This window comes from Neoroseomonas oryzicola (assembly GCF_012163135.1).
Lineage (GTDB): Bacteria > Pseudomonadota > Alphaproteobacteria > Acetobacterales > Acetobacteraceae > Neoroseomonas > Neoroseomonas oryzicola.
On sequence record NZ_JAAVUP010000002.1, the window covers coordinates 319,474 to 341,797 of the forward strand.

At 72.0% G+C, this 22,324-nt stretch carries 22 protein-coding genes; 10 read left to right on the top strand and 12 right to left on the bottom strand.

Annotated elements, in window-relative coordinates:
• Positions 1-5: 5 nt before the first annotated feature.
• From argJ to GWK15_RS08070, 5 genes are all read left to right on the top strand, one after another.
• A complete protein-coding gene (gene argJ / locus GWK15_RS08050) occupies positions 6-1,235 on the top strand; it encodes a bifunctional glutamate N-acetyltransferase/amino-acid acetyltransferase ArgJ (protein WP_168040774.1) in 1,230 nt (409 codons plus the stop codon).
• A gap of 156 nt (positions 1,236-1,391) precedes the next feature.
• Positions 1,392-2,564, top strand: coding sequence for a glycosyltransferase (locus GWK15_RS08055; RefSeq protein WP_168040775.1), 1,173 nt, complete (start codon positions 1,392-1,394; stop codon positions 2,562-2,564).
• Positions 2,561-3,484 (top strand): methyltransferase domain-containing protein, encoded by a 924-nt coding sequence (locus GWK15_RS08060; RefSeq protein WP_168040776.1) that lies wholly within the window; start codon positions 2,561-2,563, stop codon positions 3,482-3,484. Before GWK15_RS08055 ends, GWK15_RS08060 begins: the two co-directional genes overlap by 4 nt.
• 34 nt (positions 3,485-3,518) lie before the next feature.
• Entirely contained in the window at positions 3,519-4,526 is a 1,008-nt protein-coding gene (locus tag GWK15_RS08065; protein ID WP_168040777.1) for a bifunctional GNAT family N-acetyltransferase/(deoxy)nucleoside triphosphate pyrophosphohydrolase, read from the top strand.
• A gap of 389 nt (positions 4,527-4,915) precedes the next feature.
• Positions 4,916-5,680: a competence/damage-inducible protein A gene (locus GWK15_RS08070; RefSeq protein ID WP_168040778.1), complete on the top strand. Its 765-nt coding sequence runs from the start codon at positions 4,916-4,918 to the stop codon at positions 5,678-5,680.
• A gap of 9 nt (positions 5,681-5,689) precedes the next feature.
• Here the strand turns inward: GWK15_RS08070 and GWK15_RS08075 are convergent, their stop codons facing one another.
• From GWK15_RS08075 to GWK15_RS08095, 5 genes are all read right to left on the bottom strand, one after another.
• Positions 5,690-6,331, bottom strand: a complete 642-nt coding sequence (locus tag GWK15_RS08075) for a hypothetical protein (RefSeq protein ID WP_168040779.1) — start codon at positions 6,329-6,331, stop codon at positions 5,690-5,692.
• Between the two features lie 109 nt (positions 6,332-6,440).
• Positions 6,441-7,430, bottom strand: a complete 990-nt coding sequence (locus GWK15_RS08080) for an esterase-like activity of phytase family protein (RefSeq protein ID WP_168040780.1) — start codon at positions 7,428-7,430, stop codon at positions 6,441-6,443.
• On the bottom strand, positions 7,388-9,262 hold the full coding sequence (gene cobT / locus GWK15_RS08085) for a cobaltochelatase subunit CobT (protein WP_168040781.1): 1,875 nt from the start codon (positions 9,260-9,262) through the stop codon (positions 7,388-7,390). The genes GWK15_RS08080 and cobT overlap by 43 nt, the downstream gene beginning before the upstream one ends.
• A 155-nt stretch (positions 9,263-9,417) precedes the next feature.
• Positions 9,418-10,422 carry a cobaltochelatase subunit CobS gene (gene cobS, locus GWK15_RS08090; protein WP_168040782.1) on the bottom strand — a complete coding sequence of 335 codons (1,005 nt, stop codon included), beginning with the start codon at positions 10,420-10,422 and terminating at the stop codon, positions 9,418-9,420.
• Positions 10,423-10,478: 56 nt separating this feature from the next.
• A complete protein-coding gene (locus GWK15_RS08095) occupies positions 10,479-11,090 on the bottom strand; it encodes a J domain-containing protein (RefSeq protein WP_168040783.1) in 612 nt (203 codons plus the stop codon).
• Positions 11,091-11,174: 84 nt separating this feature from the next.
• Between GWK15_RS08095 and GWK15_RS08100 the strand changes: the two genes are divergently transcribed.
• Together GWK15_RS08100 and GWK15_RS08105 are read left to right on the top strand one after the other, a co-directional pair.
• Entirely contained in the window at positions 11,175-11,459 is a 285-nt protein-coding gene (locus GWK15_RS08100) for a BolA family protein (protein ID WP_168040784.1), read from the top strand.
• Positions 11,459-13,105 carry a tetratricopeptide repeat protein gene (locus GWK15_RS08105; protein ID WP_168040785.1) on the top strand — a complete coding sequence of 549 codons (1,647 nt, stop codon included), beginning with the start codon at positions 11,459-11,461 and terminating at the stop codon, positions 13,103-13,105. Before GWK15_RS08100 ends, GWK15_RS08105 begins: the two co-directional genes overlap by 1 nt.
• Before the next feature lie 94 nt (positions 13,106-13,199).
• On the opposite strand, the gene GWK15_RS08110 is transcribed toward GWK15_RS08105, so the two are convergent.
• The 4 genes from GWK15_RS08110 to GWK15_RS08125 form a co-directional block, all read right to left on the bottom strand.
• Positions 13,200-13,571 carry a hypothetical protein gene (locus tag GWK15_RS08110; RefSeq protein ID WP_168040786.1) on the bottom strand — a complete coding sequence of 124 codons (372 nt, stop codon included), beginning with the start codon at positions 13,569-13,571 and terminating at the stop codon, positions 13,200-13,202.
• Positions 13,568-14,104 carry an NUDIX hydrolase gene (locus GWK15_RS08115; RefSeq protein WP_168040787.1) on the bottom strand — a complete coding sequence of 179 codons (537 nt, stop codon included), beginning with the start codon at positions 14,102-14,104 and terminating at the stop codon, positions 13,568-13,570. Before GWK15_RS08115 ends, GWK15_RS08110 begins: the two co-directional genes overlap by 4 nt.
• A 64-nt stretch (positions 14,105-14,168) precedes the next feature.
• The gene (locus tag GWK15_RS08120) at positions 14,169-14,381 is read right to left on the bottom strand and encodes a hypothetical protein (RefSeq protein WP_168040788.1); all 213 of its coding nucleotides are present in this window, start codon (positions 14,379-14,381) and stop codon (positions 14,169-14,171) included.
• A 156-nt stretch (positions 14,382-14,537) separates the two neighbouring features.
• On the bottom strand, positions 14,538-15,731 hold the full coding sequence (locus GWK15_RS08125) for a phosphoglycerate kinase (RefSeq protein WP_168040789.1): 1,194 nt from the start codon (positions 15,729-15,731) through the stop codon (positions 14,538-14,540).
• A gap of 30 nt (positions 15,732-15,761) precedes the next feature.
• Here GWK15_RS08125 and GWK15_RS08130 point away from each other — a divergent pair, with 30 nt between their 5' ends.
• Positions 15,762-16,148 (top strand): DUF6636 domain-containing protein, encoded by a 387-nt coding sequence (locus GWK15_RS08130; RefSeq protein WP_168040790.1) that lies wholly within the window; start codon positions 15,762-15,764, stop codon positions 16,146-16,148.
• Between the two features lie 4 nt (positions 16,149-16,152).
• Here the strand turns inward: GWK15_RS08130 and GWK15_RS08135 are convergent, their stop codons facing one another.
• The 3 genes from GWK15_RS08135 to GWK15_RS08145 form a co-directional block, all read right to left on the bottom strand.
• Positions 16,153-16,443 carry a DUF1330 domain-containing protein gene (locus tag GWK15_RS08135; RefSeq protein ID WP_168040791.1) on the bottom strand — a complete coding sequence of 97 codons (291 nt, stop codon included), beginning with the start codon at positions 16,441-16,443 and terminating at the stop codon, positions 16,153-16,155.
• Between the two features lie 78 nt (positions 16,444-16,521).
• On the bottom strand, positions 16,522-17,295 hold the full coding sequence (locus tag GWK15_RS08140; protein WP_168040792.1) for a short-chain dehydrogenase/reductase: 774 nt from the start codon (positions 17,293-17,295) through the stop codon (positions 16,522-16,524).
• Positions 17,296-17,726: 431 nt separating this feature from the next.
• Complete coding sequence (locus tag GWK15_RS08145; RefSeq protein WP_456306839.1) at positions 17,727-19,316, bottom strand: acetolactate synthase large subunit; 1,590 nt, start codon at positions 19,314-19,316, stop codon at positions 17,727-17,729.
• A gap of 128 nt (positions 19,317-19,444) precedes the next feature.
• Between GWK15_RS08145 and GWK15_RS08150 the strand changes: the two genes are divergently transcribed.
• Complete coding sequence (locus tag GWK15_RS08150) at positions 19,445-19,876, top strand: hypothetical protein (protein WP_168040793.1); 432 nt, start codon at positions 19,445-19,447, stop codon at positions 19,874-19,876.
• 113 nt (positions 19,877-19,989) lie between these two features.
• On the top strand, positions 19,990-22,272 hold the full coding sequence (locus GWK15_RS08155; protein WP_168040794.1) for a fused MFS/spermidine synthase: 2,283 nt from the start codon (positions 19,990-19,992) through the stop codon (positions 22,270-22,272).
• Positions 22,273-22,324 lie beyond the last annotated feature (52 nt).

Here is a 22,324-nt window from a genome sequence, read left to right on the forward strand (position 1 = left end):
CGCCCATGGCCCATCCGGTTTCCCCCCTCGCGCTGCCGATGCCCGAACTGCCGCCGGTGCCCGGCGTGCGCGTCGCCACGGGGATGGCCGAGATCCGCTACCGCGCGCGGGAAGACGTGATGGCCATGGCCTTCCCGGCCGGCACGACCGTCGCGGGCGTCTTCACCAAGAACCGCTGCCCCGGTGCGCCGGTCGAATGGTCCCGCGCCGCGTTGAAGGGTGGGAAGGCGCGCGGCCTGGTCGTGACCTCGGGCAATTCCAACGTCTTCACCGGCAAGGCGGGGCGGGAGACCTGCACCAAGACCGCCGAGGCGGCCGCGAAGATCCTCGGCTGCAAGCCGAAGGAGGTCTTCCTCGCCTCCACCGGCGTCATCGGGGAACGCCTGCCGACCGAGAAGCTGGTCGGCGCCCTGCCCAAGGTCTTCGACGCCGTCACCGAGGCCGGCTTCGCCGCCGCGGCGCGCGCGATCATGACCACCGACACCTTCCCCAAGGCGTCGGTGCGGACGGCGAAGATCGGCGATGCGACCGTGACGGTCGCGGGCATCGCCAAGGGCTCGGGGATGATCGCGCCGGACATGGCGACGATGCTGTCCTTCCTCGCGACCGACGCGAAGGTCCCGGCCGACGCGCTGCAGGCGCTGCTCAAGAAGGGCTGCGACAAGTCGTTCAACTGCGTCACTGTCGATTCCGACACCTCGACCTCGGACACGGTGCTGCTGTTCGCCACCGGCGTCGCGAAGCATCCGCGCGTGCCGGCCGAGGGCGGGCCGATGCTGAAGGACTTCGCCCGCGCGGTGAACGAGGTGCTGATGGACCTCGCCCTGATGGTCGCGCGGGACGGCGAGGGCGCGCAGAAGCTGATCCGCATCGACGTCACCGGCGCGGTCACGGCGCGCTCGGCGCACAGGATCGGCATGTGCATCGCGAACTCGCCGCTGGTGAAGACCGCCATCGCCGGCGAGGACGCGAACTGGGGCCGCATCGTCATGGCGGTCGGCAAGGCGGGCGAGCCGGCCGACCGCGACAGGCTCTCGATCGCCGTCGGCGGCACCTGGATGGCGCGCGACGGCGGCGTGGTCGATGGATATGACGAGACGCCGGTCGTCGCGCACATGAAGGGGCGCGAGGTCGAGATCACGGTCGACATCGGCCTCGGCAAGGGCAAGGCGACGGTTTGGACCTGCGACCTGACGCATGGCTACATCGACATCAACGGGTCGTACCGGAGCTGAGGTGACGACGGGGAGGGCGCTGCCCTCCCCGGACCCCACCCGCCGAGGGCTTAAGGCCCGCGGAACCCGTTCCTTGGAGTCATGGTTCCCAAAGGCCTTTCGGCCTTTGGCGGGGAGAGGTCCGGAGAGGGGCGGCGCCCCTCTCCGTGGCGTCGCGTGATCGTCCTTCTCGGCGTCCTCGCGCTATCGGGCTCGCTCGCCTGGCTGTTCGGCGTGCTCTGGTTCCTCCGCTACTTCCGCCCGCCCGCCGTCGCCGCCGAAGGGCGCGTGACGTTGCTGCTGGCCGTCACGGGGCGCACCGACGGCCTGCCGCGCCTCTTCGCGGCGCTCGCCGCCCAGACGCTGCAACCGCGCCGCATGCTCGTCGCTGTGGAAGCCGAAGCGGACCCCGCCTTCGCGCAGGTCCGCGAGCTCGAGCACCTGCTGCCTTTCCCGGTCGAGATCGTCGTCGCCGGCCTCGATGCCACGCGCAGCCAGAAGGCGACCAACATGATCGCGGCGCTGGCGCGCGTGGACGCGGATGACGACGCGCTGGTGCTGCTCGACGCCGACATCCTGCCGCAGGCGACCTGGCTTTCCTGGCTCGCCACCCCGGCGCTGAACGGCGCGGCGGATCTCGTGACGGGCTATCGCTGGCATGCGCTCGACGGGGCGGGGCCGGCGCGGCATGTGGTCGCCTGGCTCGACCGCGCGCTCGCGCTCGGGCCACGCTTCGTGGCCTCGGGGCTGGTCTGGGGCGGATCGGTCGCAATCGCACGCGATGCCCTGGCGCGCATGGACCTGCCTGGTGCGCTGGCGCGGACCTTCTCGACCGACGGCGCGATCAGCCGCCGCGCGCGGCAACTCGGGCTGCGCGTGCTGACGCGCCGCGCCGTGCTGCTGCCGACGCCACCCGAGGGCGGCGACCGCGAGGCGATCGCCTTCAAGACGCGCCAGCTGCAGATCGTCCATGTCTATGTTCCGCGCCTTTGGGCCTGGCTCGGTGCGGTGCTGCATGCCGAGGCGCTGGCCCTGCCGCTGGCGCTTCTGGCGTTGGCCGGCGACGCGATTGCGGCCGCCATCGTCGCGCTGCTGATGGCGATGGGCTTCGCGCGCGCGGTGCTGCAGGACCACGTCACGCGCCGGATCGGCATCGTGGAAGGCACCCCCGCGCGGCTGCTCCAGATCGCCATCGGCACCTGCGTGCCGCTGACCGCCGCCGCGGTCGCGGCGCTGTTCTGGACCAGCGCGCGCACGCGCGTCATCCGCTGGCGGCATGTCGAATACGAGGTCCTCGGCCCCGACGAGGTGCGGGTGCTGCGCCGCCACGCGCCTGGCGCCACGGCGTGACGCCGGGCATCTGCCCCATCACCGGCGCACCGGCCGCGCTGGTGCAGGAGATCCCGCCACGCCTGCTCCGCGGCCTCTGGCGCCGTGCCTTCGGGGTCGACCCGTCTCCGCTGCCCGACACGCCCATCGGCGTCTGGCGCGCGCCCTCCGGCCTGGTCTTCTTCACGCCGGCGCAGGAAGGCGACGGCGCCTTCTACGAGGCGCTCTACCGGCGGCTCGATGCGGGGGGACGGGTGCGCGCGGCCGGCCGCGACCGCGCTGAGTATCCGCATGCCGCGTCGCGCATCCGTCCCGGGGATGCGGTGCTCGAGGTCGGCGCCGGGGCCGGCGCCTTCGCGCGGGTGATCCCCGGCGCGCGCCATGTCGGCCTCGACCCCAACCCCGGCGCCTATGCCGAGGCCAGCGGCACGGTCCGTGCCGAGGACCTCGCCACCCATGCCGACGCCCATGCCGGAACCTATGACGCCGCCTGCGCCTTCCAGGTCATCGAGCATGTCGCCGATCCGCTGCGCCTGGCCGCCGACATGGCGCGCTGCCTGAAGCCAGGCGGGCTGCTGATGCTGGGCGCGCCGGCCTGGCCCTCGGCCATGACGGCAATTCCGGACTTCGCCTTCAACGCGCCACCGCACCACCTGTCCTGGTGGAGTGAGGCCGCGATGGCGGCGCTGGCCGGACGCCTCGGCCTCGCCGTCGAGGAGATCCGGCTGCTGCCGCCCGTCGCGGCCCAGCCGCTGATCCACTGGATGGGCCGCCTGGCGCCGATCAAGGCGCCGCCCGGCGGGCCATGGTTCACGGCGCGGCGGTCCTGGTACGCCTCGCTGGCGCTGTCCTACCTGTTCGGGCGCCTCGCCGCCTCCCTGCTGCCGCTGCCGCGCAACGCTTCGCCCATGTTCGTGATGCTGGTCGCCCGCAAGCCTTGACGCTGCGGCGGTGCTGGCCGTTCCTGAACCCCGGATGCCCGACTCCACCCCCGCCTTCGCGCCGCTCGCCACCGAGCGCTTCGTCCTGCGCCCCCTGCGCGCCGAGGACGCCGCCGAGCTGCATCGCCTGGTGAACGACTGGGAAGTCGCCAAGACCCTCGCGCGCGTGCCCTTTCCCTATCCGCGCCAACTCGCCGACGAATGGATCGCCTCGACGCTCGAACAGATCGCCGAGGGCACCGCCTATCACCTCGCCATCGCGCAGCCCGAGGCGGAGGGCGGCGCCATGCTCGGCTGCGTCGGCCTGACGATCGAGCGCGAGGAACGCTCCGCCGAGCTCGGATACTGGGTCGCGCGGCGGCACTGGGGGCAGGGGATCGCGCCAGAGGCTGCGGGACGCCTCGCGCGCTGGGCGATCGCCAATCTCAACATCGACCGCATCACTGCGAGCGCGCTGACGGACAATGCGCGCTCGGCCGCCGTGCTGCGGCGCATCGGCTTCCGCGATGCGGGGAAGGGGCAGCGCGACTTCCTCTCGCGCGGCGGCGGCATGCCGGTGCTGCTGTTCGAGGCCGGGCGCGCCGACCTCGCCCCGCCCGTCGCGCCGCCTGCGCCTGCGCCCGAAGCCGCCCTGGCCGGCGGCAAGCCTATCCTCCTCGTTGCCGCGGTGGGGCTGATCGACCCGGATAACCGCGTCCTCCTCGCCCGGCGGCCCGAGGGCAAGCCGCTCGCCGGCCTGTGGGAATTCCCCGGCGGCAAGGTTCGCGCTGGCGAGACGCCCGAGGTCGCGCTGATCCGCGAGCTCAAGGAAGAACTCGGCATCGACGTGACCGAGGCCTGCCTCGCGCCTTTCGCCTTTGCCTCCCATGGCTACGAGGCCTTCCATCTGCTGATGCCGCTGTTCCTCTGCCGCCGCTGGCAGGGGCAGGTGACGGCGCTGGAAGGCCAGGCGCTGGCCTGGGTGCGGCCGCAGCGCCTGGCGGATTACGCCATGCCGCCGGCGGATGTGCCGCTGGTCGCGTTGTTGAGAGACTTTCTTTAGGCCTCAAGCGCCGGCGCCGGCATCCGCCGGCTTGGCTTGCGCGCCGCGCACTGGTGCGCCGGCGGCGGCTGATGGTCTGGGCGCGGTCGCGCTTTGCGCTCCCGGCCCGAGGCGGGGCCTCGGGCCGTAACCTTTGTGCCTCAGGCGCCGGCGCCGGCGCCCGCATCCGCGGGCTTGGCTTGCGCGCCGTGGACTGGTGCGCCGGCGGCGGCTGATGGTCTAGGCGCAGTCGCGCTTTGCGCTCCCGGCCCAAGGCAAGCCTTGGGCCGCATCGCCGTCATGCCCGGGTGGTCCGAATGCGCACACCAGCGCGTCCAGCCGCAGGTTTCTCCGCCTGGGCGATTGTGCCTTCCCACGGGCCGCCTATCCTGGCGGCGGAGGATGCCGCCATGCCCAACCCGACCGCCTGCCTGCTCATCATCGGCAACGAGGTGCTGTCGGGCCGCACCCAGGACGCCAACCTGAAGTTCATCGCCACGCGCCTCGGCGAGATCGGCATCCCGCTGCGCGAGGTCCGCGTCATCCCCGATGTGCGCGAAACCATCGTCGACACGGTCAACGAGGTGCGGGCGAAGTACGACCACGTCTTCACCACCGGCGGCATCGGCCCGACGCATGACGACATCACCAGCGAATGCGTCGCCGCGGCCTTCGGCGTGCCCTGGGAACCGCATCCCGAAGCCTGGCGCCGCCTCGAATCCCACTATGCGCGCCAGGATCCGCCCGGCGACTTCAACCCGGCGCGCCAGCGCATGGCGACCATGCCGCGCGGCGCCGAACTGATCGACAACATCATCTCCATCGCCCCCGGCTTCACCATGGGCAACGTCCACGTCATGGCCGGCGTGCCGCGCATCATGCAGGCGATGTTCGAGGCGCTGGCGCCCTCGCTGCAGGGCGGCCCGCCGGTCGTCTCCGCCGCCGTGCACGCCAACGGCCTGATGGAAGGCCGCATCGCCGAAGGCCTGGCGGACATCCAGCAGCGCTACCCGCAGGTCGACATCGGCTCCTACCCCTATTACCGGACCGGCGGCGGCGGGGTTGCGGTCGTCGCCAAGGGCACCGACGAGGACGCCGTGAAGCAGGCCGCCCGCGACGTTCTGGTGTTCATGCGCGCCTGCGGCGGCCAGCCGGTGGAAGGCGAGCCCGCGTAGCGGCGGCGTTCAGATGTCTGCTTCGTCGTAGCGTACGGGCCCGTCCTTCGTCGTGCCGATCCTGCGATAGACCTGGCCACCGGACTTGTAGAACTTCGCCTTGCTGGATTTGGGCATCGGGGCCTCCTCCAACGCGCTCTGATACTTCGTCCCGTTCGGCCTCACCCAGACGGGGAAGTAGCGCGCGAAGACCGGGACGCCCTCGAACGGCAGCGCTGCGGTGAAGCGGGAGGCGAAGCTGTCGATCGACGAGGATAGGCGAACCGAATCGAGTGTGTTCGCATCCCGCGCCACGCTGCACGAGATCAGGCTGATCGTGTTCACATGGCAGAGGCCGAGATCGTTCAGCAGCCACGGCGCTATCTGATTGGCACGCCATCCGGCGATGGTCTGGGTCTGCCAGTCCCCGTGCCCGACCAGGCAGAGCCGGGAGAGGTCGGTCAGCACCGCCAGGGGCTTGGCCGGCGTACTCGCCTTCGCGGTGCGCGCCGTCCCGTCCGGATGCAGGCCGTAGTAGTAGAGGTGGTTGTTCTGCGGGTTCGCCACCTTCTTGTTGATCTTCTCCAGGATGTCGTGGGCAGCTTCCGTGATGTCGTCATCCCTGCCGCTGACCCGCAGCGCCAGCATGATCGTGCGGTCGTAGGTCGCCATCGTGCCTCCTCGCGCGTCCTGTCGCCGGACGTTCGACCCATGGAAGCGCGATCACGAAACCGGGCGCAACGGTGTCGACTCGGCCAGGAGGGATCCGTGCCGCGACGGCCTATGGCTGCAACTCGAACAGCAGCATCAGCAGCCGCTGCAGCGCACTTTCGTTGTCGTCGGTGACGAGGGCGACGATGGTGCGGCCCCCGTGCTGCGCGACGGCGACGCCCTCCCAGTTCTCCGCCGGCAGGGGCGCGCCATCGAGGCGGAGGACCTCCTCCCCCTCCAGCACGCCCTCCCGCCCGACCCCGGCAATCGCGGCCGGGGCGACCCGCACCAGACGCGCGCCGAAGCCGCCGAGGAAGCTGAAGCGCCGTTCCAGCACCAGCGCCCCGCCATCCGGCAGGCCGGCAGCGTCGACCGGGACGTAAGGCGGCGCCGGCCGCCAGGCGATCGGCAGCCAGGCGCCGGGCCGGCCGATCCAGGCGCGGCGCAACTCCGGGCGTCCGGGCAATTGCAGTTCCTCGGTGATCGCAAGCAGCCGCCCATCCGCCAGCACCGTGAGGGATTCGAGCCCGCCATTGGCCGGCGCGCGGTCGAGGCCGGGCGGCGCCTCGAAATACGCGCCCGGACCGTCGAGCCGCCGGTAGGCGCGGATACGGTGCCAGCGTTCGAAGGCAACAAGCCAGGTGCCGTCCGGCAGTCGCGTGATGGCCTCGGCATCCCCCGCATAACCCCGCGGCAGCGGCCGCCCCGCGCCGTCGCCCAGCGGCCCCGAGGCGATCGGTTCCAGCGCCTGCGCGACGCCGTCCCGCAGCACGATGCGCGCCCGTGCCCAGCGAGACCGATCATCGACCATGGTCGCGACGAGGTCGCCGTCGAGATGGATGCCCGACAGACTGCCCGCGCCGAGGCGCCGCGCGTCGATCTCGAAGCCGCCGAGGCTGCGCAGCGGCCCGTCCAGCGGCACAGGCGGCAAAGGCGTGCCGGCGCCGCCCCCCGGCCGCGGCGCATTGCCGCAGGAGGCAAGCAGCGCCGCCGCGGCGAGAAGGCCGCGACGGGTGGTCAGACGAGGACCGGCCCGCGCTCGGCCGCCGCGCGCTGCCACGCCTCGGCGGCATCCTCGTCGAACAGCTCGGCGAGCTTCTTCATCATGGTGCCGCCGAGCTCCTCGGCATCCACGATGGTCACCGCGCGGCGGTAGTAGCGCGTGACGTCGTGGCCGATGCCGATGGCGATGAGCTCGACCTGGTTCCGGTTCTCGATCTCGTGGATCACCTTGCGCAGGTGGCGCTCGAGGTAGTTGCCGGGGTTCACAGACAGCGTGCTGTCATCGACCGGGGCGCCGTCGGAGATCACCATCAGGATGCGGCGATGCTCGGGCCGCGGCAGCAGCCGCTTGTAGGCCCATTCCAGCGCCTCGCCGTCGATGTTTTCCTTGAGGAGACCCTCGCGCAGCATCAGCCCGAGGTTCTTGCGCGCCCGGCGCCACGGCGCATCCGCCGCCTTGTAGACGACGTGGCGCAGGTCGTTCAGGCGCCCCGGATTGCGCGGCTTGCCTTCCTGCACCCAGCGCTCACGCGACTGTCCGCCCTTCCAGGCGCGCGTCGTGAAGCCGAGGATCTCGGTCTTCACCGAGCAGCGTTCCAGCGTGCGCGCGAGGATGTCGCAGCACATCGCCGCCACCGTGATCGGCCGCCCGCGCATCGACCCCGAATTGTCGATCAGCAGGGACACCACGGTGTCGCGGAAGTCGGTGTCGCGCTCATGCTTGTAGGACAGCGCGTGCATCGGGTTGGTGATGACGCGCGTCAGGCGCGCGGCATCGAGGATGCCTTCCTCGAGGTCGAATTCCCAGGCGCGCTGCTGCTGCGCGAGCAGGCGCCGCTGCAGCCGGTTCGCGAGCTTGGAGACGACGCCCTGCAGGTGCGACAGCTGCTGGTCGAGCTGCTGGCGCAGCCGCGTCAGCTCGTCCGGGTCGCAGAGCTCCTCGGCTTCCACGATCTCGTCGAACTGGCTCGTGAAGGCGTGGTAGCGCGTGGTGTCGTCGACCTGCGGCACCTCGCGGCGCTGCTGCGGGCCGCCGGGCTTGTCGTCGCCATCGGCCGCGGCGCCGTCCTCCTCGGTCTCCTCGCCTTCCTCGTCCGAGGCCTCGCCCTGCATCTGCTCGGGCTGGGCGCCGAGCATCTGTTCTTCCTGCTCGGACTGTGACTGGCCTTCGCCGGACTGGTCCTGCTGGGGGCTGCTCTCGCCGCCCTCCTCGCCTTCCTCGTCCTGCTGCTCGGATTCCGCCTCGACCTCGGCCTCCGCGAGGTCGAGCGCGGTCAGCAGCTTGCGCGCGGCCTTGGCGAAGGCGGCCTGGTCGTCGGTGGCATCGGCCATCTCGGCCAACGCGGCATCGGCCTCGGGGCCGAGCGTGTCGCGCCAGAGGTCGAGCACGCGATGCGCGATCTCGGGCGCCGGCTGGCCGGTCAGGCGTTCGCGCGCGATCAGGCCCAGCGCCGCGGTCAGCGGCAACTGGTCCTTGCGCGTCATGCGGTCGTAGCCCTCGGCCTCGCATTCCTCGGCGAGCTTGGCGCGGAGGTTCGCGGCCACGCCGGCCATGTGCTTCGACCCGACGGTCTCGACGCGCACCTGCTCGAGCGCGTCGAACACCTCGCGCGCCTCCCGCCGTCCCGGCACGCGCTGGGCGTGCAGCGATTCGTCGTGGTGGCGCAGGCGCAGGGCGGCGGCATCCGCCGCGCCGCGCAGCTTCGCCATCTCTGCCGCCGGCAGCGCGCGCGTGGGCAGCGGCAGACGCACGCGCTTTCCCGCGACGCCGGAGGGGCCGGGCTGGAAGGCCACCTGCACCTCGGGGTCGGCATGCGCGATGGCGCGCAGCGCGCCCGCGGTCGCGCGCTTGAATTCTTCCTGCCGCGTCAGGTCCTGCTTGCCGGACATAAAGTTGGCCTCCGCTTCGCTCCGGCGGGCCGGCCCGATTCAGACCTCGCTCCTCGCGCCTGCGGCGCTGCGGGGCTTCGTCATCGGGGCGGCCGTCTGCGTTACTGCGTTGTCGGGGTGGCCCGGTCCTGTCGGGGCCGGGCCACGACCGGGCGTCAGCCCGCCTTGCGCAGCAGCCCCGTCGAGACTTCCTCGTTGAAGCAGCGCTGGTAGTATTCGGCCACCGTCGAACGCTCGGCCTCGTCGCACTTGTTGAGGAAGGTCAGGCGAAAGGCGAAGCCGACATCGCCGAAGATACGCGCATTGTCGGCCCAGGTGATGACCGTGCGCGGCGACATGACGGTCGAGATGTCCCCCGCGATGAAGCCGGCGCGGGTCAGGTCGGCCAGCGCGACCATCGCCTCGACCTGCTTGCGGATCTTCGGGTCGCTCTCGGCGTTCAGCTTCGCCAGGACGATGTCCGTCTCCTGCTTGTGCGGCAGGTAGTTCAGCGTCGCGACGATCGACCAGCGGTCCATCTGGCCCTGATTGATCTGCTGCGTGCCGTGATACAGGCCCGTCGTGTCGCCGAGGCCGACGGTGTTCGCGGTCGAGAACAGGCGGAACCAGGGATTCGGCCGGATCACCTTGTTCTGGTCGAGCAGCGTCAGCTTGCCTTCGACTTCCAGCACGCGCTGGATCACGAACATCACGTCCGGGCGGCCGGCGTCGTATTCGTCGAACACCAGGGCGCAGGGATGCTGCAGCGCCCAGGGCAGGATGCCTTCGCGGAATTCCGTGACCTGCTTGCCGTCCTTGAGGACGATCGCGTCCTTGCCGATCAGGTCGATGCGCGAGATGTGGCTGTCGAGGTTGACGCGGATGCAGGGCCAGTTGAGCCGCGCGGCGACCTGCTCGATATGCGTCGACTTGCCGGTGCCGTGGTAGCCCTGGATCATGACGCGGCGGTTGAAGGCGAAGCCCGCGAGGATGGCGAGCGTCGTCTCCTTGTCGAAGCGGTAGGTGTTGTCGATCTCCGGCACATGCTCGGTGCGCACCGAGAAGGCCGGCACCTCCATGTCGATGTCGACGCCGAAGACCTCGCGCGCGTTCACCTTGATGTCCGGGGCCTCGATGGCCGAGGTCGGGCGGATTTCGGAGATCTGGGCAACCTTGTTCATCGCAAGTCCGGTTCCGTGACTGTCTTGATCATTCTAGGCCCGTAGCGCCGATCCGGCTACCCGGCGGCGGCGGCTTCCGGTTCGGCCGCGGCCCGCCCGCGCGCCGGAACCCGGCGCTTGAGCAGGCTATAGGCCCGGTTGATGTCCTTGAGCTTTTCTTCCGCCCCGCGATCCCCGCCCGTCACATCGGGGTGGTATCGCTTGGCGAGGTCCTTGTAGCGCCCCCGCAGCTCGGCCTGGTCGATCGGCCAGCCAAGGCCGAGCAGGTCGAGCGCGGCGCGCAGTTCCGGCGGCGCCTGGGTCTCGTCGCGCGGGCGCCGGCGCGGCGTCGGCGCCTCCTGCCCCAGCACGCTGAAGGGGTCGCGCAGCAATTCCGGATCGAAGCGCCCCGCGCCGCCGAGCCGCCCGAGCGGCCAGGACGGCCGCTGCCAGGAGGTGTCGGCGCGCAGCGCGGCCTCGATCTCATGCGCGCTCATGCCTTTGTAGAAATCCCATGCCTTGTTGTAGTCGCGCACATGCGGCAGGCAGAACCACAGGAAATCCTTGAGGCTGCGGTCGCGCGGGGCGCGGAACAAGCCGGTTTCGATGCAGCCTGGATGGTCGCAGGGACGGGCCGGGGCGCCGTCGCTGTCGTCCTCCGGCGCGGCCTTGCTGCCAGATCGGGGCATCGGCTGTTTATGGGCGTGGCGGGGGCGTCCCGCAAGGCGCGTAACACCCCTTGGCAGGCCCGGCCAAAGGCCGGAAAAGCGCGCATGGCCCCCTCCCGCGCCGAGCGCATCCGCACCGCCCTGGAAACCGCCTTCGCCCCGGCGCGGGTCGTCGTGCAGGACGACAGCGCAAAACATGCCGGCCATGCCGGCGCGCGGCCGGGCGGGGAGACGCATTACAGCGTCGCCGTCGTCTCCCCCGCCTTCGCCGGCCAGTCGCGCGTCGCCCGGTCCCGCGCCGTCCATGCCGTGCTCGACGGCGAGTTCCAGGGCGGGCTGCACGCCCTCGCGCTGCGGCTGATGACGCCCGAGGAAGCGGCGCGGGCCTGATGCCCCCGGCGCCGACGCGCATCATCTTCGAGGATCGCGAGATCCTCGTCCTGCACCGTCCCGGGCGGTCCGCCCACAGCCTCGTGACCTTCGCCGACCTGACCTTCCGGCCGAAGGGCGACGCCTTCTGGGGGCGGGAGGCGGCCGAACGCCTCGGCCTCGATGCGGTCGGCTTCATCGCGAAACGGGAGAACTGGTATCCGGCCGCCTCGGTCGATGCGGCCGCGGCGGCCGTGCGGTCGGTGCTGAAGCCGCGCGGCCTCGCCTATGGCTACAGCATGGGCGCCTATGGGGCGCTGAAGCATGGACGACGGCTCGGCCTCGATGCCGCGATCGCGGTCGCGCCGCAGGTCAGCATCGCGCCGACCGACGTGCCGGCGGACACGCGCTTCCACCGATACTTTCGCCCCGCCGTGCACCGCGGGATGCGGGTCGCGCCGGAGGACCTGGCCCCCTTCGCCGCGGTCCTCGCCGACCCCTACGACGCGGTCGACTGGGATCACGCGCGGCTCGCCGCCGAGGCCGGGCCCGTCCACCTGCTTCGCACCCCCCATGCCGGGCATTCGGCGATCTGGCTGGTGACCGGGGCCGAGGCGCTGGGCGAATTGCTGGCCCCCGCGCTCGAGGGCGACGTCGCGGCGATGCGCGGCCTGCTGCGCGAGCGCCGCGCCAGGTCCGGCCATTGGTTCCGCCTCATGGGCCGCGCCGCCTTCGGCCACGGCCACGGCGCGCTGGCCGAGACGCTGTGGGACCGGGCCCGTGCGTTGCGGATTCCCGACGCGATCCTCGCCCAGGAACGCGCCCGCGCCACGGCCGATCGCGCCCAGCGCCTGCTGGCGCTCGGCCGGCGGGAGGAGGCGGTGGCGATGGCCCGCGACCTCGCCGCCGCCGCGCCGGCCGAGGTGGTCGGCGCGATCGGCCAGGCCGCCCACCTGCTGCTCGCCGCCGGGGCGTCGATCGAGGCCGAGGCCGCCTTCCGCCGGGCCCTGATCCTGAACCCCGCCGCGGCGGACGTCCATGTCGGGCTCAGCCTCGCCCTCGGCGCCCAGGGCCGGGAGGCCGAGGCGATCGCGGCGGCACGGGAAGGCCACGCCGCCATCCCGGAGGACGGCGAGACGGCTACGCATTACGCGCACCTGCTCGCCGGCGGGGAGGCGGCCGCGCAGGCCGAGGCGGAACGCATCTTCCGCGTGGTGCTGGCGCGCCAGCCCGCCAACGGGATCGCGCTGTTCGGCCTGAGTCGCGTGGTCGCGGCGCGGGGGCAGGGCAGCGAGGCGCTGCACCTTGCCCAGCAGGCCTCGGCCCGGCTGCCCGGGCATCACGATTCGCTCGCCTGGTTCGCGGACCTGGTGCTGCGGGGCGGGGACGCGCTGCGGGCGGAGCGGCTGTACCGCCGGCTGCAGCGACTCTCCCCGGGCCGGGCGGAGGGCTATCTCGGCCTCGCCGCTGCGTTGCAGGCGCAGGGGCGGCGCGCCGAGGCGATCGGGGCGCTGCGGCGCGGGCTGAACGCGGTGCCCGGCGATGCGGCGCTGGCGGCGCAACTGCGGGAGAGCCTGCGCCCGCGCGCCCGCGTGGCGGCGCTGATGGGTCGGCTGCGCGGGTATTTCCGCCGGCGCGGGACTGATCGGGCAGGGACGACGGACTGACCGTCCCGGCGCCGGTATCCACCTTTCGTCCCACGCGCGGCCACCCCGCGCGCCTTGCCCGGCGAGCGAAGTCCAGGCCCCTGGCCGCTGCGCATCAGTAGGAGAAGGGCACGCTCAGCCTGGCGCCGGCGCCGGGGTTCCGCAGCAGCCGGTCCTCCCGCGCCTGGGGCGAATGGGGGTCCGCGGTGGCGCCGAAGCGCGGTTCGTTGGGGTCGATCAGAGCCGGGTTCAGGCGGGGCGAGGACCTGGCCACGGGCGCGCGCGGGCCTTCCAGGTCCCGGTTCGGGACCGGGGCGGGCGCATCCCGTGGTGCGGGCGGGGCGGGTGCCTCGGCCTGTGGGGCCGGCTGGGCGCGGCGGCGCGCGCGGGGGCGCGGCCGGGCCGCGGGCTGGGTCGGCGAGGTCTGCGCCAGGCCCGTCGCCGGGAGCAGCGCGAGGATCGCGAGCAGGGATGCGCGACGGGTCATGCGCTGCCTCCCGGCAGGGGATGCACGCCGCGGCGATCCTCGGACGGGTTCAGTGCGACGCCGCCGGACGTGCCCTCCCGCCAGGCCTTCAGCGCCCAGCGGACCGAAGGGAAGGCGATGTCGTCCCAGGGGATCTCGTCCCAGGCGAAGCGGCGGACCTCGAGGCTCTCGGGACCCGCCTCGAAGCCCGGCTGTTCGAGACGAGCGCGGAAGATGACCTGCACCTGGCCGAGCCGCGCGATGGAATAGACGGCCAGCACGCCGTCCAGCGCGATGCGGGCGCGCGCTTCCTCCCAGGCTTCGCGGCGGGCGCCTTCCTCGACGGTCTCGCCCATTTCCATGTAGCCGGCGGGGATGGTCCAGAAGCCGGAGCGGGGTTCGATGGCGCGGCGGCAGAGCAGGACGGTGTCGCCTTCGGCCACCACGGAGCCCACCACGACCTTGGGGTTTTCGTAGGCGACGTGGCCGCAATCGGGGCACATCAGCCTTTCGCGGTCATCGCCTTCGGGGATGCGCCGGACGAAACGGGACATGCGCGCAAGATGGGCGCGGCCCCCCGCGTCCTGCAAGCGGTGGTTGAGGCCGCCCGCGCGAGGGTCAGACCCGCAGGTCGAGCAGGGATCCGCGTGGTGGCGTCTGCCCGGCCGGCGGGGCGGCGCCCGCCGGTGGGGCCGATTGCAGGATCCGCTGCGGCGCCGGGCTACTGCCCCGCGCGGCGGCTTCGGGCCGGTCGGTCGAGCGGGCCGGCTGGATGCCGGCGCTGCGGGTGACCTCCTGCGTGAAGGCGGCGAGGGAGTTCAGGCTGATCATGCGCAGCATTGTCCAGCCGAGGCGTGAAGAATGGCTTAACCGGCGGCGGGGAACGGGACGGACGGGACCGATGCGCATGGGCGAAGCCTGCGCCGAGGTCCCGTTAACCTTCCAGCAACCACTGCGTGCAGGGCGGGCAGGGCGCCCGCCCCCGGATCACCCGGCCGAAAGCGCCGCGACCCCCGGCAGCGTCTTGCCCTCGAGCCATTCGAGGAAGGCACCGCCGGCCGTCGAGATGTAGGTCATCCTCTCCGCCACCCCGGCATGGCGCAGCGCCGCCACCGTGTCGCCGCCGCCGCCGATCGACTTCAGCGCGCCCGACTGGGTCAGGGAGGCGACGATCTCGGCCACCGCGACCGTCGCGGCATCGAAGGGCGGGATCTCGAAAGCGCCGAGCGGGCCGTTCCAGACCAGCGTGGACGCGCCGCGCAGGCGCTGTTCGATCGCCTGTTCCGTGTCCGGCCCGACATCGAGCGCCATGCTGTCCGCCGGCACCGCGTCGATGCCGACCTTGCGCGATGGGGCGTTGGCCTCGAAGCGCTCGGCCACCACCAGGTCGACCGGCAGAAGGATCTCGCAATTCGCCGACTTCGCTTCCTCGAGGATGGCGCGGGCGGTGTCATGCATCTCCGCTTCCTGCAGGGACTTGCCCATGGCGTGGCCCTGCGCGGCGAGGAAGGTGTTGGCCATCGCCCCGCCGATGACCAGCACGTCGACCTTCTTCGAGAGGTTCCCCAGCAGGTCGAGCTTGGTCGAGACCTTCGCCCCGCCGACGATGGCGACCACGGGGCGAGCCGGATTCCCGAGCGCGGCGTCGAGCGCCTTGAGCTCCGCTTCCATCAGCCGCCCGGCATAGGAGGGCAGCAGGCGGGCGACGCCCTCGGTGCTCGCATGGGCGCGGTGCGCGGCGGAGAAGGCGTCGTTCACAAAGGCGTCGGCGAGCTTCGCCAGCGCCGCGGCCATCGCCGGGTCGTTCTTCTCCTCGCCCGCGTGGTAGCGCGTGTTCTCGAGCAGCAGGATCTCGCCGTCCTTCAGCGCGGCGACGGCGGCCTCGGCCTCCGGCCCGATGCAGTCGTCGGCCCAGGCGACGGGGCGCCTCAGCGCGGCGGACAGCGCCTCCTGCAGCGGCTTGAGCGACATCTCGGGCACGCGCTTGCCCTTGGGGCGGTCGAAATGGCTGCAGATGACGACGCGCGCGCCGTCATTGGCGAGTTCGGCGATGGTCGGGCAGAGCCGCTCGATGCGCGTGCGGTCGGTGATCCGCCCGTCCTTCACGGGAACGTTGAGGTCGGCGCGCAGCAGCACGCGCTTGCCCTTGGCTTCCAGCGCGTCGATGGTTCGATACGTCATCGCGTCGAGTGTCCTGGCGGGGAGGGGTGAATGGTCCGGTGGATCGCGGTTCTCGTCCTGGTGCCGGTCCTAGCATCCGCGCAGGAGGCCTTCCAGTTGCCCTCGGGCAACATCCACTGCATGGCCTTCGAGGGGCAGCTGCGCTGCGACGTGCTGAACTTCACCTACCAGCGCCCGCCGCGACCGCGGGGCTGCGACCTCGACTGGGGCGGGGCGGTCGGGCTCGGGCCGCGCGGCGCGGCGGCGGTGATCTGCCACGGCGACACGGTGGCGAACCCGGATGCGCCGGTGCTCGGCTACGGCCAGGCCTGGCAGGGGCCGGGCATGGCCTGCACAGCGGCGCAGACGGGCCTGCGCTGCACCAATGCGGAGGGGCATGGGTTCGAGCTGGCGCGCGCCAGGCTCAGGCTGTTCTGACCGATCAGGCCGGCCCGTCGACGATGATGAGCGCGCCGTCGGAGCTCTTCTTCCTGAGGTCGATCACCGCCTGGTAGGCGGGCGAAGCGTACCAGCCCTCGGCGGCCTCGCGCGACGGGAACTCGATGATCACCGTGCGGCGATGCGGCCAGTCGCCTTCCATGACCGTGAGCGCGCCGCCGCGCACGACGAAGCTTCCGCCGAAGGCCTCGATCGTCGGCATCACCTGCTGGCGGTAGGCGGCGAACATCGCCTCGTCGTGGATGGTCTCCACCGCGATGACATAGGCCTTCATGGAACGGCCTCCCTCCCTGGGCCGCACCGGGGCGCGCGGCGCGGCGAGCCTAGACTCACCCCACGCCTGATGCACGCATCAGGCGCGGAACATCCCGCCGCCATCCACGTCGACCACCGTGCCGTTGACGTAGCGCCCGCGGGGGGAGGCCAGGAAGACCGCGAGCTCGGCGATCTCGGACGCCTCGATCGGGCGGGCGAAGGGCAGGTTGGTCAGCGTCTCGGCCCAGCGCTCCTCGTCGCCGAACTTCAGCTTCGCGTTGACCTTCGCCTGGGTCAGCATGCGGTCCGTCTTGGTCACGGCGGGATTGATGCCGACCACCTGCACGTTGCTCGCCTGCGCCGCCGCGCCGATCGCCGAGGTGAAGGCGATCAGCGCCGCATTGCCCGCGCCACCCGCGATGTAGCCCGCGCGCGGCGCCCGGCCGGCCATGCCGATGATGTTGACGATGCTGCCGGCCTTCCGCGCCTCCATCCCCGGCAGATAGAGCTGGCACATGTGGATGTAGCCGATGACCTTGAGGTCCCAGGCTTCCTTCCAGCGCGCGATCGGGATGTCCTGCAGCCGGCCCGAGGGGATGGCGCCGGCGTTGTTCACCAGGATGTCGACATCGGGGAAGGCGGCATGCAGGCGCTCGCGCTCCTCCGCGCGAGAGAGGTCGGCGGCGAGCGTCTCGACCCGCACCTGGCGCGCGGCGCGGACCTTGTCGGCGGCGGCGGCGAGCGCGCCGGCATCGCGCGAGGCGAGGACGATGTCGCAGCCCTCGGCGGCGAAGGCCTCGGCGCAGGCGAGCCCGATGCCCTTCGATCCGCCGGTGACCAGCACCCGCTTGCCGTGAAGCTGCATGTCCATGGACGTTTCCCCGTTCTATCCTGCGTCATAAGGTTCGCGCGTCCCGGGGAAGGCGCAAGGGGTCGCGCGGCGCTCGGCTCCAGAGGCGGCCCGATGCACGGCATCGGGCCTGGAGCGCGAAGCGCGACCGCGCCCAGACCGACGGATGAGCCAAGCGGTCCAGTGCATGGCGCGCAAGCCAAGCGCGCGGATGCGCGCGCCGGCGATTGAGGCACGAAAACATCGGCCCGATGCCTGGCATCGGGCCGGGAGCGCAAAGCGCGACCGCGCCCAGACCGACTATTGAGCCGGGCGGTCCAGTGCATGGCGCGCAAGCCAAGCGTGCGGATGCGCGCGCCGGCGCCTGAGGTCAAAGAATGGCGGCCCGATGCACGGCATCGGGCCGGGAGCGCGAAAGCCAAGCGCGCGGATGCGCGCGCCGGCGATTGAGGTCAGACCAACAATTCGATCAGGAACGGCCCGGGCCGGCTGAAGGACTGCGCCATCAGGTCGCCGACCTGGTCCAGCGTGCTCGCCTGCGCCGCCTCGACCCCCATGCCCTCGGCCATCTTCACCCAGCCGATGTCGGGGTTGCCGAGGTCGAGCATGTCCATCGCCGTCCGCCCCGGATTGGCGCCGACGTTCTGATATTCGCCAAGCAGGATTTGGTACTTCCGGTTGGACAGGATCACCGTCGTGACCGGCAGCTTCTCGCGCGCTTGGGTCCACAGCGCCTGGACCGTGTACATCGCGGATCCGTCGGCCTGCAGGTTGATCACCCGCCGCCCGCCGCCGCCGATGCCGGCGCCGGTGGCCAGCGGCAGGCCGCAGCCGATCGCCCCGCCGGTGATCTGCAGCCAGTCATGCTTCGGCGCGGCGACGGTCTGCGGGAAGAAGCCGCGGCCGTAGGAGACGCTCTCATCGGCGATGATCGCCTCCTCCGGCATCAACGCCGCGACGGTCTGCGCGAGGCCCTCGGGCGAAGGCGCGCCGCGGGCGCGCTCGGGGCGCGGGCCGACATCGGGCATCGGCACGGCCGGCGCGTTAAGCTCCTCGCACAGCGCGCGCAGTGCGGCTTCCGCATCGTGCTCGTAGCGCGTCAGGACGTGGACCTGCGCGGTCTCCGGGTAGTGCTTCGAGGGCTTGCCCGGATAGGCGAAGAAGCCGACCGGCGCCTTGGCGTTCACCAGCACCAGGTGCTCGACCCACTTCAGCGCGTTGATCGCGACATCCGCCGGATAGGGCACGCGCTCGAGCGGCAGGCGCCCCTGGCCGCGCTGGGTGCGGCCGTTCGATCCCTCGGCCATCAGCTTGGCACCGGTCGCCTGGCTGGCGCGCCAGGCGAAGGCCTGGGCACCTTCGCGCAGCGCCTTGCCGCCGAGCAGGATCAGCACGTTCTTCTTCTCGCGCAGGATGCGCGCGACGTTGCGGATGGCGTGCGGGTCGGCCTGCGGCACCGCCGGCACGGGCAGCGGCGCGGCGATCACGCCGCCTTCGTCCCAGCAGGTGTCGGACGGCAGCACCATGGTCGCGACCTGGCCAGGCGAGGTCATCGCCGCCTGCACCGCGGCCGCGGCATCCGCGCCGACATCCTTCGCCTTGGTCGAGGTCCGCACCCATTGGGAGACGGTCCGCGCCAGGCCTTCCGTATCGGCCGTCAGCGGCGCGTCGAAGATGCGGTGATAGGTGGCCTGGTCGCCGACGCAGTTGACGATGCCCGACCGCGCGCGCCGCGCGTTGTGCAGGTTGGCAAGGCCGTTGGCGAGGCCGGGGCCGCAATGCAGCAGCGTCGCCGCCGGCTTGTCCGTCATGCGCCAGTAGCCGTCGGCCATGCCCGTGACGACGTTCTCCTGCAGCCCGAGCACGCATCGCATGCCGGGGATGCGATCCAGCGCGGCGACGAAATGCATCTCGCTCGTGCCGGGATTCGCAAAACAGACTTCCACGCCACAGCCAAGAAGAGTGTGTACCAGGCTCTCGGCACCGTTCACCGCGTATCTCCCGCTCAAGGTCGGCGCAGCCTGCAAGCGGATCGGCGGCACGGCAAGGTGGCGACGACACGATTGCCCGCGGCGCGCACGGCAGCCATGCTGGGGCGTCAGCATACCGAGAGGCAGCCCATGCGCGCACACCCCCCGCGCCGGAGGATCGCCGCCGCGGAGCCGGGCCGATGAGGGCCGCCCGCATCGCCGTGCTCGGCTTCTGTGCCGGTTTCCTGGCCGTGCTGATCTTCCACCAGGGGGTCATCCTGCTGATGTATGGCGGCGGCCTGGTGCCCAACCCGCCCTTCCCGATGCGCCCGGTGCCGCCCTTGGGCGTGCCGCAGGTCGTCTCCTTGGCCTTCTGGGGCGGGGTGTGGGGCATCCTGATCGCAGCCATCGCCGCCGCGCGGCCCAACTGGCCGCCGGTGTTGATCGGCCTGGCGGTGGGGGCGATCGGCTGCGTGCTGGTCGGCTTCACATTGGTCGCGGCGCTGCGCGGACAGCCGCTGTTCGGGGGGATGGACCCCGCGCGCTGGTGGCGCAGCGCGGTGATCAACGGCGCCTTCGGCCTCGGGGCGGGGCTGATCTTCGACGCCCTGCGGCGCATCGGGCGGGTCTGAAGACCCGGCGGAGCCCCGAAGATTTCCTTGAAGTCATTTTTTCGTCATGCTTCAGGGGTCCCATAAGGCCAGCCAGGGGGGCGGCCGCACCCTAAACAAGGGGACACTGGGGGATGATGTCGCGCCTTGCCGTCGCGTTCTTCGCGACCGGCTTCGCTGCCTTGCTGTGCCAGATCGTCTGGCAGCGCATGCTCGGCATCTTCGCCGGGTCGGATACCGTCTCGGCCGCGCTGGTGGTCGGGGCCTTCCTCGCCGGGCTCGGGCTCGGCTCCATCATCGGGGCCAAGATCGCGGACCGGCTGAGCCCCGCCCGGGCCCTGGCCGGCTTCGCCCTGGCCGAGGCCGGGGTCGGCATCTTCGCCCTGCTGTCCAAGGCCTTCCTCTATGACTGGCTCGCGACCGACATGGCCGGGGTGGTCGACGCGGCGCCGGCGATCTTCGCGCTGTGCTTCGCGGGGCTGGTGCTGCCGACGACGCTGATGGGGGCCTCGCTGCCGCTGCTGGCGCGCGCGGTCGCAACCCATTCGGACAGCATCGCGGAGCGGATCGGCACCCTGTACGGGCTGAACACGCTGGGTGCGGGGCTGGGGGCGCTGCTCGGCGGGTGGATCCTGGTCGGGCATCTGGGCTTCGTCGGCGCGCTGTGGCTGGCCGCCGGGCTCGAATTCTTCGCCGCGGCGCTGTCGCTGACGCTGCTGCGCGGCCTCGCGGCCGCGCCGGCGCCCGCCCAGGCCGCCGCAACCCCCGATGACGGCCGCTATGGCGGCCTGCCGCTGTGGTGCGTGCTGGTCTTCCTGTCGGGCTACGTGATCGTCGCGCTCGAGATCGTCTGGGTGCGGCTGATGGGGCAGGTGGGGCAGTACCACGCCTACCTGTTCCCGACCGTGCTCGGGATCTTCCTCCTCGCCGACGGGGCGGGGATGGCGCTCGCCGCCCGGATGGTCCGGCGGATGCAGGACCCGCGCCCGGCCTTCTTCATCACGCAATCGGCGGGCTTCGTGCTCGCGGCGGTGCTGCTGCTGGGGCTTTGGCTCGCGCTGCCCCATTGGCCGCTGGCCGAGGTCATGTCGGTCGACCACAACCGCATGCGCGGCGACCCGCTGCTGGTGACGATGCTGCTGACGGCGATCGTGGTCGGCCCGCCCTCCTTCGTCATCGGCATGACCTTCCCCTTCGTGCAGCGGGCGGTGCAGCGGGATCTCGCCTCGGTCGGCGCGCGGGTCGGCTGGGTGCAGCTTGCCAACATCGCGGGCAATGCGGCGGGGTCGATCCTGACCGGGCTCGTGACCTTCCATCTGCTGGGCACGGCGGGGACGCTGACGCTGCTCGCCGGGATGTCGGTGTTGCTGCTGGTCTTCTGGCTTTGGAGGGGCGGGCTGGCGGGGCGTCGGGTCGAACTCGGCCTCGCCGTCGCCTGCGCCGCGATCGCGCTCGCGGTGCCGGGCAACGCCGCCTTCTGGACCCGGCTGCATGCCGAGCGCACCGCGCAGGTCGCCGCCTGGGCCGAGGACCGCTCCGGCATCGCCTATTTCCGCGACGAACGCGCCGATGACGGCCGCGCCGAGGGGCCCTTCTTCATCCAGGGCTTCAGCCAGGGGCGCATCCCCTTCCTGCCGATCCACCAGTTCCTCGGCGCGGTCGGGCCGCTGATGCACCCCAACCCGCGCGAGGTGCTGGTGATCGGGGTCGGCAGCGGCGGCACGCCCTGGGCGGCCGGCGTGCGGCCGGAGAGCCAGGTGCGCGCGATCGAGCTCGTCGGGCCGGTGCTGACGGCGCTCGAGGAAGTCGGCCGCCGGCACCCAGGCAGCCCGATGGCGCAGATGTTCGCCGACCCGCGCTGGAGGCTCGAGTACGGCGACGGGCGGCGGACGCTGGCGAAGGAGGACCGCCGCTACGACATCATCGAGGCCGACGCGATCCTGCCGGAATCCTCTCATTCGGGCCTGCTCTACAGCGCCGAGTTCCTGCAGCAGGTGCGCGAGCGCCTCGCACCCCGCGGGCTCTACGTCCAGTGGGCGCCGTCCCAGCGCGCGGCGGAGACCTTCGCCTCGGTCTTCCCCCACGCCATGCTGCTGATGCCGGTCGCGGTGCTGGTCGGGTCGAACGACCCGATCCCCTTCGACGCGCAGCGCCTTGCGAACGCCTTTGCCGATCCGGTCACGGCGGCGCATCTGCGGCGCGGCAACCCGGCCTTCGCCGACTGGCCGGTTCTCTTCGCCGGCGATGCGCTGGCCTGGACGCCGGCGACGCCGCGCGCCGCGCCGCCGCTGACCGACGTCTTCCCGCGCGACGAGTTCTACGTGAACAACCCGGTCACCACGACCGACGTCTATGCGCGCCAGGCGCCGCGGTCGCTGCGGGAGCCGCTGCTGCGTCACGTCAGCGAGCGGCGCTGAGGCGCAACCCTTCCTTCACCTCCGTCACGCTTCCCTGAGGCGCGACGGAGGA